This window comes from Pseudolactococcus insecticola, from assembly GCF_011170065.1.
Classification (GTDB): domain Bacteria; phylum Bacillota; class Bacilli; order Lactobacillales; family Streptococcaceae; genus Pseudolactococcus; species Pseudolactococcus insecticola.
This window is the reverse complement of sequence record NZ_BLLH01000008.1, coordinates 20,255-38,388: the sequence shown is the minus strand read 5'-3', so window position 1 is coordinate 38,388 and position 18,134 is coordinate 20,255. Positions and strand designations below refer to the sequence as shown.

The following is an 18,134-nucleotide window of genomic DNA, read 5'->3' as shown; positions in this document are numbered from 1 at the left end:
GATTTATTTAGCTATCACTGAGCTCTGTCTCAACATATTGAGGATTATTCTCAGCAACATTTTGCATGGCGTTCAGAAACCCTAAAAAGAGAATCTGACTTTTTTCTTTTTGATCTGGCTTGACATCATCTAAGTCGATGACTTTCATGTAACCATCAGCTACATCAAGCGTCATCTCGTAGCCAGCAATGCTCTCAACCCCGTTATAAAACGAGATAGACAGCGCACTAACTGCAGCACAGACGACATCATAACCATACTCACCACTCGCTGCATGCCCTGAAATCTCTACAGACCTCAACTCATGCGCCGAGTTTTCAAGAAATTTCGCTTTGATCATGTCTGATTAAGCGTTGATTTCTTTGATGACAACTTTTGTATACGGTTGACGGTGACCTTGTTTACGGTGTGAGTGTTTTTTAGGTTTGTATTTGAAAGTGACAACTTTCTTTTGCTTACCTTGTTTCTCAACTTCTGCGACAACAGTTGCACCAGATACAAACGGTGCACCGATAACAGTTTTTTCGCCGCCAACAAGTACTACTTCATCAAAAGTAACCGTTTGTCCTGCTTCAACGTCCAATTTTTCAACGTAGATAGCTTGACCAACTTCAACTTTGACTTGTTTCCCGCCAGTTTTTACGATTGCATAAGTCATTTGCGTGTTTCCTCCTTATATTTTGTGTTAGACTCGCCTAAAATGGTGACTTTTTCAAGTACTTAAACCAGTTTTCGTGCGGTTGTACTCTTGAAAGCTATGAAACTCACAAAGACAACGTTATTATTATATCAAACTTCGACTACTTTTGCAATAGCTTGAACCACTTTTTCTTTTTGCGTTGCTAGAAGTGCGATTTTGCTTGTGATTTGCGTTTTCGCCATCTCAACAAGGCGCTTAAATGCTGGCTCATCTTTGAAAACATCTGTGAATGTTGTGAATGCTGCTAATTTTTCAGGCGTATCAAATTGCCCGCCAATAATCTTGATAAAATCACCTGACGCCATGTCGCCGCCAAGTTTTTCTTGTACCCAGTCCCAGTTATCGCGGATCCAGTCAAAGGCTTTTGCCTGAGAAAAATCACGTGAGATCAAGCTAGCAAACCAAAAACGCAGGTCTTGTGGCTTAACCAGATCGGTATTGCGATATTGCGCGATGATGTAGTCAACCGTTTCAGGCTTTTTAGTGCTTGAAACAGCGAGATTCAGCTCACGTTGAAAAGTCTGGTCAGTCGTTGTCGCATAGGCAGCAAAGTAGGCTTTGACAAGCGCATCTGTTTCCTGTGTGACGATCTGATTTTTGATGACAACAGGGCGAATGTCAGCAGGAATGCTGTGAATATCTGATGCATGTTTCGCAAATAAATCTGCCGATTTTGAAAGCGCATCTGGATTTTCAGCGTAGACTTCCCATTTGATAGGCAATGCACGCAGCTGTTCATCGTTAAATGACTCGCCTGCAATTTTTTCCCAACCCAAACGCGTATATTGTTTAGCAAAAACTTGTCCGACAAATTGTTGGAACTGTTTTTCAGATGCCGTGTTTTCATCAATGAAAACTTTAAGCGCATTAAATGCTTGTGACATGGCAATATTGACCACATTTGATGACTCGTTGTCAAGCTGCGCTAACAGTTTGACCAGTTCTGCGTAGTCTGACAAACCACCTTCTGCCAATTTGAGAGCTGACTGAATCAGTTGTACTTTTGTGATTGCGTCAAATTTTTGGATATCTGACAAGACTGATTCTGACAGCTCATCAGAATACTTGACTAGGTAATGCGCTGCATTTTCGGCATTAAATAGCAGAGGTTTTCCTGCGTTTGCAGCGGCTAATTTGTCAAAGTCTGGCAGGCGGATTTCCGCTTCAGACAGAACGTCTGGCAGTCCAGTCCAGTTAGTATTGAGTGGAATTTGCCACAAACGGCCTTGATCCTTGCCCTCACCAGTAAAGAACTGTTCTTGTCGCAAGACAAGTTCGTTGTTTTCAACCGACACGCGCAAGACTGGATAACCTGGCTGTTCTAACCACGACGTCATAAAGGCTGAGACATCACGTCCTGACGTTGCAGACAAAGCTTCCCAGAGGTCGTTTCCTACGGTATTGCCGTACTGATGCGCTTCAAAGTAAGCATGGAGGCCTGCTGAAAAGTCCGTGTCTCCCAACCATTTGCGCAGCATCACCATAAGGCGCGCGCCTTTTGCATAGACAATGGCGCCGTCAAAGAGCGTATTGATTTCGTCGGGGTGATTGACCGCCACGTGAACCGACTGCACGCCGTCAATCGCATCCCGATTGAGCGCGAGCGTCGCCTCAGCCACAGAAAACTGCTCCCAGATATGCCAGTCAGGCTCGATGCCGTCGACCGCCACGTACTCCATCATGTTGGCAAAGGACTCGTTGAGCCACAGATCATCCCACCATTGCATGGTCACCAAATCACCAAACCATTGGTGCGCAAGCTCATGCGCCACGACCAAGGCGACGTACTGACGGCTTTCAAGCGTCGAGTTATCTGGATCTGCAAGCAGCGCTACCTCACGATAAGTGATGGCGCCCCAGTTTTCCATCGCCCCCGCCGAAAAGTCTGGCAAGCCAATGTGCCAAGAATGTGGCAAAGGATACTTGACTTTGAAATAATCTTCGTAAAACTCAATCACACGAACCGCAACATCAAGCGGAAAATCAAGCGCAGCTGGCTTGTGTGCTTTGGTTGCGAAAACGCCAACTTTTGTCCCATTTTTAGTCTCAGCAAGTTTTGACTGCAAATCGCCAAAGACAAAGGCAAGCAGGTATGACGACATTTTAACTGTCGTATCAAAAGTATGCACGCCGTCAACGTTTGAAATTTCAGGCATATTGGCAATGATTGTTTCGCCATCTTTTTCATCGAACTTAACTGCCAAGTCAAATGTGGCTTTGGCTTCAGGTTCATCAATAGACGGGAAAGCTTGACGGGCAAAATGCGTCTCAAACTGCGTACCGACCAATTGTTTTTTGACACCATCAACTTCGTAGTAAGACGGATAAATCCCTGTCATATTATCCGTCAGAGCAGCTGTATAGCTAAAGTCAAATGTGATCTTGCCAGCTGCTGCGATTGAAAAGTTCACTGTCTCATTTTCAGCGTCTTGTGTAAATGGTACTGAAACGCCATCAACTAAAACACTTGATATCACGAGATCTTTCTGATGAAAAGCAAGGTCAGTCACAAGAGCTTGACCCGTCACACTCACTTCACCGCTAAATGTTTTCGTGTCACGATTGACATCCACAAATATCTTGTAATGTTCTGGTTTGAAATCTTCATACAAATGTTTGAATTCGCTCATTTTTCACACTCCGTTTTATTATTTTGGACAAAAATTTATTGCTTGTTTATATTATAGCAAAAAAATATCACCAACACCTTGATATAGCACAAAAACAGTCCTTTTTGAACTGTTTTAGCTGATTTTTTACAAAATGCCCCAAACGCTTTCTAAAACGTTTGTTTGGTCGCGATCTGGACCAACTGAAAATGTTGAGATTTTCACACCGACAAGCTCTGACACCCGACGAACGTAGTTTTTAGCAGTCTCAGGCAATTCATCCAAATGACGAACTGCTGTGATGTCTTCTGACCAACCTGGCAATGTTTCATAAATAGGTTTGCAGCGTTTAAGCTTTTCAAGGCTTGCAGGATAGTAATCAATGCGTTCTCCGTCAAGGTCGTAGGCAACACAAATCTTAACCTCATCAAGCCCCGTCAGAACATCAATCGAGTTCAGCGAGAGATTCGTCAGACCAGACACACGACGTGAGTGACGCATGACAACGGAGTCAAACCAGCCCACACGACGCGGACGCCCTGTAGTCGTGCCATATTCGTGACCAACTTCGCGGATTTGATGACCAATCTCATCATCTAACTCCGTCGGAAACGGTCCGTCACCAACACGAGAGGTATAGGCTTTACAAACGCCGACAACTTTATTGATTTTCGACGGTCCAACGCCTGAACCAATCGTTACGCCGCCTGCGACAGGGTTTGAACTCGTCACATATGGATAGGTCCCTTGGTCAATATCGAGCATCACGCCTTGCGCCCCTTCAAAAAGGACACGTTTTCCGGCATCCAGTGCGTCGTTTAGGATAACAGACGTATCTGTGACATATTTTTTGATTTGTTGCCCGTATTCATAGTATTCGTTGAAAATATCTTGGAAATCCATGCGTGCGCATTCGTACATTTTTTCAAATTCACGATTTTTAAGCGCAAGGTTTGTTTGCAAACGTTCAGCAAAGATGTCTTTGTCAAGTAGGTCTGCAATCCGAATTCCAACACGCGCAGCCTTGTCCATATAGGCTGGGCCGATTCCCTTGATCGTTGTCCCGATTTTATTATCACCTTTCGCATCTTCCTGGAGTTGATCCAGCTTGATGTGATAAGGCAAAATCACGTGCGCACGGTCAGAAATACGCAAGTTTTCAGTTGTAATTCCCGCTTCATGCAGATAAGCCAGCTCTTTAACCAGTGATTTAGGATTGACCACGACGCCATTTCCAATAACAGAAATTTTTTCAGGATAGAAAATCCCTGATGGAATCAAGTGCAATTTATACTTGGTTCCGTCGATGACGATGGTATGGCCAGCATTATCACCACCTTGATAACGCGCGATAACTTCCGCATTTTCACTGAGAAAATCCGTGATTTTCCCCTTACCTTCATCTCCCCACTGGGTACCAACAACTACTACTGATGACATATTTTCTCCTTGAATAAGCACTTTGTCTTAATCTTTTTTCTTCTTGCACTGACGTCATTTCCACAAAGATAGCAATGACCATTAACTTGCATTTCTGCAACACTTTTATTATAGCAAATCTACGCATGTATTGCCATAACTCTCGAATTTTTTCTGATAAATCTTGTCCTAAAGTTCGGAAAAAAGCAGATTATTTATCACGAAGCTGGGCTAACTCTGACTTTCTAAAACATGTCTCTTCATGGTCATCAAGCACACCGATTGCCTGTAAATAGGCAAAGATAATCGTAGTACCAACAAATTTGAAGCCTCGTTTTTTGAGATCTTTTGACAGGTCGTCAGACAAGGTATTTCTCGTCAGAAAGCCATTTTTAAGTGGCTGTTGCACAACCGTCTGACCAGTTACAAATTGCCAGATATAGTCGTCAAAGCTTCCAAATGTTTGCTGAATTTCCTGAACCCTGCTTGCATTGTTGATGATGGCTCGAATCTTCATCTTATTTCTGATGATACCTACGTTTTCAATCAATTCGGCAAATTTCAGATCATCGTATTGCGCGACTTTGCCAATCTCAAAGTCGTCAAAAGCCACATAAAAAGCCTCTGTTTTGTTTAACACTGTCTGCCAAGATAATCCCGCCTGCATCAAATCGAGCGACAACTTGGCAAACAATTCCTGATCATCATGCACGGGCAGACCCCAGTAGGTATCATGATAATGCACCATGCTTTCTGACGACTCCGACCAGGTACAACGTTGTTTTTTGATTCGTTTCTCATTTTCCATAGATTTAGTATAGCATAAAAGACTGACTTTTCAGCCAGCCTTTTATTGATTGATATACATTTTTTACATCATCCCTGGCATACCGCCCATGCCATTCATATCAGGCATAGCAGGTGCTTCAGGTTCTGGTTTATTAGCCACGACAGCTTCAGTTGTCAAGATCAAGCTTGCAACACTCGCAGCATTTTGAAGCGCTGAACGTGTTACTTTGACGGGATCAATGATACCTGTTTCTATCATATCGACCCACTCACCTGTTGCTGCATTAAAGCCAGTACCATTATCAGATTTTTTGAGCTTATCAATCACGACAGACCCTTCAAAACCAGCATTTTTAGCGATTTGACGAACGGGTTCTTCAAGCGCACGCAAGACGATGTTACGTCCTGTCAGCTCATCTCCCGTAGCTTCAACTTCAGCGACTTTTGCGATGACATTGACAAGCGCAGTTCCACCACCCGCAACAATCCCTTCTTCAACCGCAGCACGTGTCGCGTTGAGCGCATCTTCGATACGAAGTTTCATCTCTTTTAGCTCAGTTTCAGTCGCAGCACCAACCTTGATCACCGCAACACCACCAGAGAGTTTCGCCAAGCGTTCTTGCAGTTTTTCACGATCAAAGTCAGATGTCGTTTGCTCGATTTGAGACTTGATGACAGCCGTTCGATTGTTGATGGTGTCTTTATTTCCGGCACCTTCAACAATGGTTGTCGTATCCTTGTCAACAGTTACTTTACTTGCTTGGCCAAGCGATTCAACTGTGGCATCTTTGAGCTCAAGCCCAAGATCCTCAGTGATCACTGTCCCACCTGTCAAAATGGCAATATCTTCAAGCATAGCCTTACGACGATCGCCAAATCCTGGCGCCTTCACTGCGACAACGTTGAAAGTACCACGGATTTTATTTAGCACAAGCGTTGGTAATGCTTCTCCATCAACATCATCAGCAATGATTAAAAGCGGACGGTTTTGTTGCAAGATTTGCTCCAACAAAGGCAGGACGTCTTGAATATTTGAAATCTTTTTATCTGTGATGAGGATGTAGGGATTATCCAGATCAGCGACCATTTTTTCATTGTCAGTCACCATGTACTGAGACAAGTAACCACGGTCAAACTGCATACCTTCAACGACATCAAGCTCAGTTTCCATACCTTTTGACTCTTCAATGGTGATGACGCCATCATTGCCAACTTTTTCCATGGCTTCTGAGATGTACTCACCGACCTTTTCAGAACGGCTAGACACGGCTGCAACCTGCGCAATTGCTTCTTTTCCAGAAACTGGAATAGCAATCGCTTTGAGTGCATCAACTGCCGTCGCAACTGACGTTTCAATCCCACGGCGAATACCGATTGGATTTGCACCTGCTGTCACATTTTTCAGTCCTTCACGAACAATAGCTTGCGTCAGAACTGTCGCTGTTGTCGTCCCGTCCCCTGCAATATCATTTGTTTTTGAGGCAACTTCACTAACGAGTTTTGCCCCCATATTTTCAAAATGATCTTCAAGTTCGATTTCTTTTGCGATTGTCACACCATCATTTGTGATCAATGGTGAGCCAAATGATTTTTCAAGTACAACATTTCGACCCTTTGGTCCCAAAGTTACTTTGACTGTATCTGCTAATACGTCAACTCCACGCACCATTGCAGCACGCGCATCTGATGAAAATTTAATTTCTTTTGACACTTTTCTTGCCTCCATAAGTATAAAATTTACAAATGATTTATCACATCGTATTTACGGTTATTTTATTTTAGTCTACAATGGCTAAAATATCGCCTTCACGTACAATCAACAGTTCGTCAGAACCGTCTTTAATTTCAGTGCCGGCAAATTTTTCAAAGACGACAACATCACCAACTGCAACAGCTGGTGCGATGACTTGACCGTGGTGACTGCGTGCGCCTTCACCAACTGCAACAACTTCCGCCGTTGAGGGCTTTTCTTGGGCACTTGTCGCAAGGACGATGCCACCGACAGACTTCTCTTCTTCTTTTTTAACACGTAAAACAATACGATCACCTAATGGTTTCAACATTTTGGTAAGCCTCCAATTAAGTTTAATTTTTGGCACTCTATGTGTTCGAGTGCTAACACTCTTATTATACTCATTTGGTCAGAAATAGTCAAGGATTTTTACTCATCTCATCAGATGCTATTTTCTCAAAATGGCAAATCCTCAGCCTCAAGCGCCACGTCAACTACCGTATCAAAATTATTTTCCCGCAAAGCGACAGCAGCCCTGCTTTCTAACAGGTTAAACTGGCTGCACAAAATCTCCGTGACATAGTGCGTCACGCTAGCTTTGTCTTCATATCGCCTGCTGCGAATCTCACCTTCTACCGAGATCAAGCTCCCTTTTTTCGCATAAGACACAAACAACTCAGCAGGTTTCCCCCAGATTACCACCGAGATAAAGTCCGCATCACGGCTGCCATCAGCGTTCTTAAACTGCCGATTAACAGCCAGCGTCAAGCGTACCACTGATTTATCATTTGGCGTCTTGCGCAGCTCAGGCGTCGCTGTCACGCGCCCGATTAACATACTTTTATTCATCATAAGAAAAATCCTCCTATCTACTCATACGTAAAAAAGGAGGATTTTGCTTATTTTATTTTTGCCAATGTTTCGCCGAATCAAATGCAGCACCCACAACAGCATCTGCTGGAAGCTCGATGATGCCACGTCTTTGTGGCGCATTTGGCAAAGCAAGTTCACGCGGACTTGCCATCATCCCAAAACTATCTATACCGCGCAGTTGCCCTGCGAAAATCAGCGCACCGCTAGGCATCATAGCACCAGGTAAAACAACAATTGTTTTCAGCCCAAGACGCGCATTGGGTGCACCCGCAACGATTTGAATCACGCTATTGTCATCAGAAGCATCGTCAGAAACCTTGACCAGCGCGATATTTAAGTGGTCAGAGTCAGGATGCGCTTCTAAAGCGACGATTTCCCCCACCACAAACTTAGGCGTCACATCATTGACCAAGACGTCAGAAAAGCCAGCTGCCGCAATTTTAGCGTTCAGCTTAGCCACATCAGCATCTGACAAGACCACTTGACCATTGCCAGAAATAGTAAGCTTTTTTGAAGCGTCAAAAAAATTCCAAGCTACAGTCGCCCCAGTATCAGCGCGTACGATTTTCGTAACATCAGAAACACGTGTCGCAGCGAGCTTTTGTCCTTGATTATCTGCGACAATCAGCATCAAAACATCGTTCAAATGTGTATTATAAATCGCAATCATTTTGCTGCTACTCCTGTCAAAAAGCTATTAACTTCTTCTTTTGTTTTGCGCAGTTTATTGACCAAACGGCCTGTTTCCTTGCCATCTTCAATCACGACAAAACTAGGAATCCCCATGATGCCCCACTCAACAGCGACATCTAGAAATTCATCACGATCCACCTCGACAAAGTTATAATCCGGATGTGCCGCCTCAATCTCAGGCATAGACGGCTTGATAAACGAACAATCGCCACACCAGCCCGCCGTGAAAAAGAAGACATTTTTACCAGTCTCTACATAGCTCGCCAATTCTTCAACAGTTTTAGGAATAATCATTTTTAGTTCTCCATTTTCTCAACAATTTTTAAAGTATCCGCATCAATCTCAAAAGCCACAGCCTGTCCGTCTGCACGAACAAGTCCGCCCTCATGAACGTGTGAAAAGCTAGGCTCCTCAAGAAGCCAGCTCGCAAGCACATCATCAAACATAAAATGCTGTTTTGCCAATGCCAAAAGCTTGCGCAGATTCTTATCCTTACGTTTTTGGTAGATCGCACCCGCGCTTGTCACAGCCGAAATGCCCGCAAACGCCCCGATCCCAAGTTTCAAAATTTTTCTCATATTGACCATTTTACCATATTTTTTGGTATCATAAAAGAAAGACTTACTATTTTGGAGAAAACATGACCATTACATTTGATAAAATCAAGGAAATCACCGAAATCCAAGCCACATCAGGATTTGAGCAACCCATGCGCGACTTCATGCGCAACAAAATCACGCCTCACGTCGACCACGTAGAAACTGACGGCCTAGGCGGGATTTTTGGCATCAAAGAAAATGCCGACACGAATGCCCCACGCATAATGGTGGCTGCCCACATGGACGAAGTCGGCTTCATGGTCAGCACGATCAAACCTGACGGCACCCTGCGCGTCGTCCCGCTCGGCGGCTGGAATCCGCTTGTCATCTCGGCTCAGCGCTTTACTTTGTTTACGAGAAATGGCAGCAAACTTCCAGTGATTACAGGCGGCATCCCGCCGCATCTTTTGCGAGCAGCAGGTGGCACCCCAGCCATGCCAAAAGTCGAGGATATCATTTTTGACGCAGGCTTTGCAGATCGTGCTGAGGCCGAGCGCTATGACGTACATCCTGGCGCCATCATCGTCCCCGAAACACAAACCATCCTCACTGCCAACCAAAAAAACGTCATCAGCAAATCTTGGGATAACCGCTACGGCTGCCTCATGGTAACTGAGCTACTTGAGCACCTAACGAGCACAAACACACATCTGCCAAACACCCTTATCGCAGGTGCAAATGTCCAAGAAGAAGTCGGCTTGCGCGGTGCCCACGTCTCAACAACTAAGTTTGATCCTGAACTCTTTTTCGCAGTCGACTGCTCACCCGCCCAAGATACATTTGACGCAAGTGCTGATGGTCACATTGGCAACGGAACACTTCTGCGGATTTTCGACCCCGGTCATATCATGCTACCAAACATGCGCGATTTCTTGCTTGATACCGCAGAAACTGCTGGCGTCAAGTATCAATACTACGTCTCAAAAGGTGGTACAGACGCTGGTGCCGCCCACCTCAAAAACGCAGGCATCCCATCCACCACAATCGGCGTCTGCGCCAGATACATCCACAGCCACCAAACCCTCTTCTCCCTAGAAGACTTTGACACCGCCCAAGCCTTTTTACGAGAAATCGTGACAACCTTGGACCGCGGAACTGTTGATGAGATTTTGAAGTACTGAGTGTGCGTATTTTCTGATTCAATGACTAAAAGTACAATTTTTTGTTAATTTTTAATATTTTTTGATAGCCCCTGCTATTGCGTATCTGTTTCAAATGCCAAGAAGATTTTGAATTTAATAAACAACTAACAGATATGCAAATAGGGTTCCAATCCATAATTCCCGGATCAGAACCCTATTATTTTTGTTTGCAACGATACATGATTTGACTACCGCCATCTAATTTCATCATGATCTACTTACTAATTATTAAACGAGATTTTACTATATTCTAGCGCTTCTTTACCCAAGGTTGAGTTTACTGGTATTGCTTTGACATCGCCATCATCAGTTGTTGACGGTACGCCTGCTATATACGTTAAGTTTTCAAGATTACTTTTTTGTTCACCAAACAAAGTCGTACCAAGAAAATAATTTTTCCCACTATTGATACCAACCATGTCAAGCACTGTAGGTGCCAAATCTAAGCTATTTCTACCTTTCATATCTAGTCTTTGACCTGGCGCATTCGGATATTTTATCAGTAATGGTATTTGAGAAATAAAGACGTCTCTTGGATCATCAAACAACTTAACATACTCAGGGTCAGGGTATGTCGCATGGTCTGTTGTAAAGACGAGAATCGTATTTTTAGCTAAATCACTGTTTTTGAATTTCTTATAAAACTCACCAAAACTAGCATCCATATTGTGGAACTTATTCAGATATTCGTTACTACCATCGCCATACTTCACTTTTGTATTTAAACCGACATGTGTTTCGTAGGTATAAGTCGAGATGAAAAATGGTTTACTCGATTTTGATAACTGTTTTGCCGTCTTGAAAACCAAGTTATAGTTATCCTTGTCAGGCAAGTAATGCGTGCTCGAAACCAACTTTTTCTTATTTGAGATAACCTTATCAAAACCAAGCGTACTTAGATATTTACTAAAGACAGCCTGATAAGGCTCAGCATTGATAAACCGACTCGTATAGCCATTATCTCCCAAAATCATTGGCAAAGACTGCAACTTCGTGTCTGTTATTTTGCTAATATCGCTGATCCCATCTTCATAGCCTTCTTGATATTGATAAGCTGAGTAAAGCTGACCGCGTATTCCTCTATATGTCGCAGCTGTATGGTTGAAATAATTCGTAAAATCAATTGATTCACTCGCAAGTTCATCTAGATTTGGCGTCAGGTTATAGTCCTTATTATTATTGACATCTAAAACTTTAGCAGAGAGCCCTTCAGTAAAAATGACGATAACATTGGGTTGTTTTTGTGTTTCTGGATAGTCATCTGAAAAGCTTGTTTTTTCAAATTTTTGATAAATTTTTTTCTTTTCCGCTGGCGAAAGTCTGAACTTTGCCATCTGTTGATTTTTTAGCCGGATATTTTCTACTAGATTGACCCCTGCCATGAGAGGAGTCTGCCTAGTTATCAAGGTTGCAGCCGCATAAAACAAGACGATAAACGTCACACTAATCGCACGTGAATAGCCAGTTTTAATACTCCCATATCGAGTCGGCAGCAATGCCAATATAGCAATTAAAACGATGCCACTGATATAAAGTGGCAACGAGGTACTAAGCGCACTAACATTTTCAATGTTATCAAACATAAGCAATGTCGTAAAACTATTTGAAAATGTAAAAACCATCATGTTCATCAGGATTAAGAAATATAAAACTGACGAGATGATATATGACAGAATCTTTATTTTTTGAGGTAAAATTTGGCCTAACACATAGACTGCTAATATCTCTATCAAGGCCAATAAGTTTGATGGCGTTCCTGTCTTAGCGACAGAATAAAGGACTAATCCAGCCATTAATCCAAACTTTAAGCACATCGTAATATCTATCTTTTTCAATTTATCGTACTCCATTTTTGCTTTCACTTAGCTATTATATCATATTATTGGTTATCATGACTTAAAAAAAGCAGAATCTGCTTTTTTTATACCTTTATTCATTTTTGAAACTCTTCACTACTCATCGATTGTCATCATATCTACACCCATGTTACGATACATGTTTATCCGATCTGTCGGCGTCATCCATGATCCGATTGTCATCTTTTTACGATGTAGTAGATCTATCGTAGTTTGATTAACCTTGCTAATTTCCAAGTCTATCCCACTATTTGGTCCTAGATTTTGTGCTTCAATTACACTATTTTGGCCGATGTTTAGCTGCAACACAGAGACTGAGATATTGGGGTAAAGTGATTTAAGCATTCTCAGTTGATCTATTTGAAAACTGATAAAGGTCGTTTTTGACAATAAACCATATTTTGCAACACTGTTTATGAGTTCTACGTATTTTTTTGGCTGTACAACTGCATAGGTTTTAAGCTCAATCATTGCTTTGATATTTTTAGCTTTACAGATAGCTAGGTAGTCATCAAGTGTTGGCACCACAAGTTTTTGGCTAGGATAATTTCCAACATTTGCGCCCACATCGATTCTAAGAGAACGAATATATGAAAATGGTAATTGATCAACTCGACCAGAACCATTTGTCATCCGATCAACATCATCATCGTGCATGATTACCCACTTGCCATCACTTGTTAATCTAACATCTGTTTCAATTCCTTGAGTCGTTACGTTTTCAAATGCAGGGATAGAATTTTCCGGTGCAATCTTGTGATTACCACGATGAGAGATGACGACTCCATTCTTATTATTTCTAGTATTTGGTAAGGCTTTTTTGCCATGATTAGCTCGGTTAATCTTAGTTTGTGCATTGATATAGATGCTTAATAAATCTTTTTTTCCTAATCCGAGTGCATACCAGCCAATCCCTTCATAGCGCCAACCAAGACCGACCAAATTGCGTTCTTCCCCGTGATTAGTCGTATAGTTATGGCTGCCAGATTTCGCATTCTTGTTATAGGCACGATAAACTGGAACTTGTTGTCCTTCTGCGCTATACCAGCCAATCCCTTCATAGCGCCAGCCTAAGGCAACCAGTTTATTTTTCTCACCCCGGCTTGTCGTATAGTGATGATCACCAGCGTTCTTGTTATAAAGACGATAAACTGGAATGCCCGAATTAGCTGGTGCAACCCAGCCAATGCCTTCGTAGTACCACTTTGATAGATTAACTAGGTTATCTCGTTCAGTTGGATTTGCTGTATAAAAATGCTCACCAGAATTTGGATTATAAAGACGGTACATATTTTCCTGACCTTGATCAGCTGCGGAAGCTTGCCCCCCCCAGAAAATACTACCTATGAGAAGCGTCAAAATGACCACTACGACTCTTTTTTCATTTCTCATAAGCATCCGTTATTCTCCTTCATTTACGCCTATATCAGTCAGATATCATGACGATAGATTGAAATCGTACCGTGATGATCTGACGGGACTCTAAACCTCTGAGCAAAGTTTGTCACGACGATACCAAAATCTCTGTAATACCAGGTTGAATGGATAATATTCTTTTCGTCTATAAAGATCCCAGTGTGACCTGCTTCGCCTGCACCATCAAACACAAAGACATCCCCTTTTTGGGCCTTAAAGCCGTATTTACTACCTCTGTAAACTAACTTAAAACCATTTGTTCCTAGCCATTGACCTTCGTTTAGCGTGGTAATACTTGCACGCGTATAGAGAGGTTTACCACCTGCGTTCAAAAGCGCTGTATACATTGCAGACGAGCAGTCATAGCTCTTTGGTCCCCAGCGGTTTGACATCGAGTAGGTTGTTTTCCCTTTTTTAGACTGAAACCACGCTACCATCTTACCGGGTAATGACCGCTGATATCTTGCTAACGCTTCATCTTCAGCAACTTTTTTATCGTGCTCAGCTTTATTTTTAGCGGTTTGATTGATAAGCGCTTGATTGATGGCTGGGTTTGCCGCCTCGCCCGCCCCCACAGCATACCAGCCGATGCCTTCATCTCGCCAGTGGTTTTGAATCAGATTTTGTTGCTCACTATTATTTGTTGTGTAGTTGTGGCTACCTGCTTTAGCATTTTTATTGTAGGCCCTTAGCACCTTGACTGACTGGTTATCATCACTATACCAGCCGATTCCCTCGTAGCGCCAGCCTAAACTTCGCAAATGGTCACGTTCTCCCGTGTTAGTTGTATATTGGTGATCCCCTGCATTTTTATTATACAAGCGATAAACAGGGGTTTTTGAGTGTGTTGGTGCAACCCATCCTGTCCCCTCAAAATACCACTTTGACTGAAATACAAGTGAGTTACGCTCGTTTGTATCTGCCGTATAAAAATGCTCACCAGAGTTTGGGTTATAGAGGCGATACATTTTCTGCGGAATGACGATCTCATTCACATGTACAGGCACTTTGAGCGTGAGAGGTGTGTTAGGTACCGCAATCGTAATAACCGCATCACCAGTAGCTATCGCATGTACGCTACCACTTGCATCTACTGTCACAATTCGTGGATTGCTAGAGCTAAAAGTCACAGCCTGACTGGCATTTTGTGGCAACAGTGTCACGACCAACCTATCAACTTGCTTTTCAGTCAATGTGATGGCAGTTTCGTTAACCTTGATTTGCTGTGCAGCGGGTGTCCTAACCGCTGCTGGCACTGTATCATCAGCCTTTGCGGCAACACCAAGACCACTCAGTAGCGTGAATACACTCACTGCCAGTAAAATTCTTTTTTTACTTCTATTCATCTTTTTCCCTTTTCACCCTTTGGCAACTTGCCTTTTCCATAAATATTGAATTTTTCGTTAGTTTTATTTTATCATAATTCTCAGGATTATCAACACGGATAGCGTAATTAACTGACAATATAAAAAAAGTAAACTCACTGTGGAGTTTACTTTCTAGTTTTGGTTTAACCAAGCTAACTCAAGAATGACCTATACCTGCTCGAGTTATTTTCGAATTATCTTTATTAACTGTAAATTGAAATGCAACCCCGCTAAAAGCACCTCCATCAAGCCAAGCAGTTACTCCAGAATTTATAGGATCTCCAACTGTTTTTATAGGCATTCCAAGTAATTTCTCAGCTTGTGCAAGCGTTGCACCACCTTTTGAAACCAATTTACCATCTGGATCTTCATCTTTCAGAATTTTCGTAACGACGATATTCCATCTTTGTGTTGTACTATTTGGTAACACTGCATACCAGGCAACGTTTTCATTTTTCCAACCCGCTTTGACGAGCGAGGCTTGTTCTGCTGGATTTAGCGTATAGTTATGACTACCTGCTTTGGCGTTTGGATTATAAGCTCGGTAGACAGCTGATTGCTTGGCATCTGCTGAGTATTCCGATGAGTACCAGCCGATACCTTCATAGCGCCAACCAGCTTTGACAAGGCTATCTTTTTCAGCCGCATTCATCGTGTAGTGGTGATCGCCAGCATTTTTATTGTACATGCGGTAAACAGGCACATGCGATTTTTCAGGTGCTATCCAGCCAAGTCCTTCGTATTTCCATCCAGCTTTTACTAAGCCATCACGCTCAGCAGTTGATGCTGTGTAAAAATGCTCACCCGAGTTAGGATTGTAAACACGATACATATTCACCCAGTTACCACTATCTTTAGGATATACTATAGTTACATAGTTTTTATACCCAGCAGTATGCGCATGTGCAACCGTCGTTGCGCCTGCCGTACCAAACAGCAACGCCAATGCAATAAATAACTTCTTCATAATTTTCCCTCTTATGAATTCTAAAATATTTAGCTTATAGTAAAATAGGCTATACTTTATTATAGATAGATAGATAGATAGATTTTGTCAATAAAAAACTCGAAAAATTCGAGTTTTTGCATATATTTCGGTCAATCAGTCAAGAAAACATCTTAGAAGTATTATTTCCTAAAAAAATGCACGATTCTCTTTGGTATGCTCAGTGCGATAAGCAACGATTTTTTTACAAGATATTTCAAAGCTCGCTTCGCGCCTAGTTGCTCCCAGTTAATACTTGTATTAAGCCCCTCATAGTTAGTAATTTCGTAGCCTTGATCACGCAGCAAGCGATTTGCCGCACTATTTGCAACGAATCCATTACTTTGGTGAATTTTTGAAATTCTAAAATCATAGCCATTTGCCCATGCTGCATAGACAATTATGCGTTCAAAAGCATGTAGAATACTGTCATACGGTAGTGGTTCATTGGGCGTCTCTTCAGAAATATCAATGGTAAGTAAATCTGAAATAGCATCCGGGCGGTACCAAAGCATCGTTCCATAACTCATGGTATAAGTGTCTTTTTCTTCAAGCGCTTTTTTCTTGTCCAGTCCTGCCACTTGCCAAATCTTGAGCATTTTTTTCCAGAGTTTGTGCTCGTTAATATAGCTTGGCCCATACCAATGGTTGAAAAATGATGGCACATCTGCAATGACAAGTCCAACTGATTTTGTTTCGTCAAATTCTGCGAGGATTTGTTTTGCAGGCTTGACTAAACTATCAATAATGTCCTGTCGCCATGATTCTCCAACAATCCACTCGTTTACTGCTGATTTCTTTGTATGGAAATGTCCCGCGACGTCATAATCAGCCAGTTTGTCATGAACCATCATCCACGGTAAAACATCCCGCCCTTTATTTCCCGCGACAACGATTTCTTTAACATGGGGATGACCCACTTTTTGAATCGCCTCTTTTTTCGCCTCAGTATCTGTAGTTACAAAAACGTCATAATCACCGATATACTGATCAAAATTAGCCAAAAATTCTGCTAACAAATCAACATAAAACACATGAAGATGAATCCCAACTCGTACAGTTTTTTCTGTGCGAGTTACCTCCTTCATCTGAAGAATTTTTTCATCCAGCATATACTCTCGGTCAGGATAATCCACAAAAGTCATATGATCAACAATCAACTTTATCGGATAGTCGCTATTGCGACGCAACATGTCTATAACAACAGGTGTTTGAATCGCCTTAGCTCCAAATGAAAAGGCTTTGATTTTCAAAAAAGGAATTTCGCGTTTGATCAACTCCGGCAAAGCAAACACAGAGAAATCGTGGATAGTCATGCCAGCCCACGACTCTTTTCTAGTGTCAAAAAGGACCGCTGATTTGAAGCCCGCATCTTCAAAGTGCTTTGTCATAGCAGTTTCGTACTTGACGATAACTTTGACGACATCTTCTAATACTTCTATGCCAGACCAAAACGACTTAAACGCTTCTGATACGACAACATTTTGCTTATAGGTTACAAAATAACTCTGGATATGATCTGGTAATACAATATCTTCTCCCCATGGTGCCACTGTATGTGAGCGGTTATTTGTAATCCCCCAAAAGTCAACGCTTGCGTTTTGAGCCATCTTATCAAAAACAGGACCAAAATCATAGACAGGACCAAAAGCTGTATCATTCATGATGGTAACCGCATCATACTGTTTCAATTCTTCAAAACCAATTGACACCATCGCATCATGCCATGCGGCAAAGTCATAGCCCTTATTTTCTCTCTGCATGAAAACATCAAAGAGCCCTAGTTCTTTTAGCCTTTTTTGGTTTTCTACGCTAACAGGACTATTTGAAATAAAGACAACTTTTGAAAATAGGGGACGCAATTGTTCTAATTGATAAACGACATGGTCTGCTACTTGGCTAAATTTGTTAAAATGTACATAAAGTAAAATGCGATTCATTTCTTTTTCCTTTG

Annotated in this window: 17 protein-coding genes and 1 other annotated feature; of the genes, 1 reads left to right on the top strand and 16 read right to left on the bottom strand. The window is 42.2% G+C overall.

Features of this window, described 5'->3' with window-relative positions; genetic code table 11:
* Positions 1-7 precede the first annotated feature (7 nt).
* From Hs20B_RS07300 to Hs20B_RS07250, 11 genes are all read right to left on the bottom strand, one after another.
* On the bottom strand, positions 8-340 hold the full coding sequence (locus tag Hs20B_RS07300) for a ribosomal-processing cysteine protease Prp (RefSeq protein ID WP_172357097.1): 333 nt from the start codon (positions 338-340) through the stop codon (positions 8-10).
* Between the two features lie 6 nt (positions 341-346).
* Positions 347-658 carry a 50S ribosomal protein L21 gene (gene rplU / locus Hs20B_RS07295; RefSeq protein WP_172357095.1) on the bottom strand — a complete coding sequence of 104 codons (312 nt, stop codon included), beginning with the start codon at positions 656-658 and terminating at the stop codon, positions 347-349.
* Between the two features lie 19 nt (positions 659-677).
* Positions 678-752, bottom strand: a sequence feature (ribosomal protein L21 leader region).
* 37 nt (positions 753-789) lie between these two features.
* Entirely contained in the window at positions 790-3,330 is a 2,541-nt protein-coding gene (locus Hs20B_RS07290) for a M1 family metallopeptidase (protein WP_172357093.1), read from the bottom strand.
* A 126-nt stretch (positions 3,331-3,456) separates the two neighbouring features.
* Positions 3,457-4,749 (bottom strand): adenylosuccinate synthase, encoded by a 1,293-nt coding sequence (locus tag Hs20B_RS07285; RefSeq protein ID WP_172357091.1) that lies wholly within the window; start codon positions 4,747-4,749, stop codon positions 3,457-3,459.
* A gap of 190 nt (positions 4,750-4,939) precedes the next feature.
* On the bottom strand, positions 4,940-5,536 hold the full coding sequence (locus Hs20B_RS07280; protein WP_172357089.1) for a DNA-3-methyladenine glycosylase I: 597 nt from the start codon (positions 5,534-5,536) through the stop codon (positions 4,940-4,942).
* A 63-nt stretch (positions 5,537-5,599) separates the two neighbouring features.
* Entirely contained in the window at positions 5,600-7,228 is a 1,629-nt protein-coding gene (gene groL, locus Hs20B_RS07275) for a chaperonin GroEL (RefSeq protein ID WP_172357087.1), read from the bottom strand.
* A gap of 67 nt (positions 7,229-7,295) precedes the next feature.
* A complete protein-coding gene (gene groES, locus Hs20B_RS07270) occupies positions 7,296-7,580 on the bottom strand; it encodes a co-chaperone GroES (protein ID WP_172357085.1) in 285 nt (94 codons plus the stop codon).
* A 125-nt stretch (positions 7,581-7,705) separates the two neighbouring features.
* Complete coding sequence (locus Hs20B_RS07265) at positions 7,706-8,101, bottom strand: single-stranded DNA-binding protein (RefSeq protein ID WP_172357083.1); 396 nt, start codon at positions 8,099-8,101, stop codon at positions 7,706-7,708.
* A gap of 52 nt (positions 8,102-8,153) precedes the next feature.
* A complete protein-coding gene (gene ytpR / locus Hs20B_RS07260) occupies positions 8,154-8,792 on the bottom strand; it encodes a YtpR family tRNA-binding protein (protein ID WP_172357081.1) in 639 nt (212 codons plus the stop codon).
* Complete coding sequence (locus Hs20B_RS07255; RefSeq protein ID WP_172357079.1) at positions 8,789-9,109, bottom strand: thioredoxin family protein; 321 nt, start codon at positions 9,107-9,109, stop codon at positions 8,789-8,791. The genes ytpR and Hs20B_RS07255 overlap by 4 nt, the downstream gene beginning before the upstream one ends.
* Positions 9,110-9,111: 2 nt before the next feature.
* Complete coding sequence (locus Hs20B_RS07250; RefSeq protein ID WP_172357077.1) at positions 9,112-9,393, bottom strand: hypothetical protein; 282 nt, start codon at positions 9,391-9,393, stop codon at positions 9,112-9,114.
* A gap of 62 nt (positions 9,394-9,455) precedes the next feature.
* On the opposite strand from Hs20B_RS07250, the gene pepA reads away from it, so the two are divergent.
* Positions 9,456-10,535, top strand: a complete 1,080-nt coding sequence (gene pepA, locus Hs20B_RS07245; RefSeq protein WP_172357075.1) for a glutamyl aminopeptidase — start codon at positions 9,456-9,458, stop codon at positions 10,533-10,535.
* A gap of 242 nt (positions 10,536-10,777) precedes the next feature.
* Here pepA and Hs20B_RS07240 read toward each other — a convergent pair whose 3' ends face one another.
* The 5 genes from Hs20B_RS07240 to Hs20B_RS07220 all read right to left on the bottom strand — a co-directional run bounded on the left by Hs20B_RS07240 (position 10,778) and on the right by Hs20B_RS07220 (position 18,120).
* Complete coding sequence (locus Hs20B_RS07240; RefSeq protein WP_172357073.1) at positions 10,778-12,418, bottom strand: LTA synthase family protein; 1,641 nt, start codon at positions 12,416-12,418, stop codon at positions 10,778-10,780.
* A gap of 90 nt (positions 12,419-12,508) precedes the next feature.
* Complete coding sequence (locus tag Hs20B_RS07235; protein WP_172357071.1) at positions 12,509-13,810, bottom strand: glycerophosphodiester phosphodiesterase family protein; 1,302 nt, start codon at positions 13,808-13,810, stop codon at positions 12,509-12,511.
* A gap of 32 nt (positions 13,811-13,842) precedes the next feature.
* Entirely contained in the window at positions 13,843-15,174 is a 1,332-nt protein-coding gene (locus Hs20B_RS07230) for a peptidoglycan amidohydrolase family protein (protein ID WP_172357069.1), read from the bottom strand.
* Between the two features lie 178 nt (positions 15,175-15,352).
* Complete coding sequence (locus Hs20B_RS09865) at positions 15,353-16,162, bottom strand: hypothetical protein (RefSeq protein ID WP_308780364.1); 810 nt, start codon at positions 16,160-16,162, stop codon at positions 15,353-15,355.
* A 161-nt stretch (positions 16,163-16,323) separates the two neighbouring features.
* Positions 16,324-18,120 (bottom strand): rhamnan synthesis F family protein, encoded by a 1,797-nt coding sequence (locus Hs20B_RS07220; protein ID WP_172357067.1) that lies wholly within the window; start codon positions 18,118-18,120, stop codon positions 16,324-16,326.
* Between the last annotated feature and the right edge of the window lie 14 nt (positions 18,121-18,134).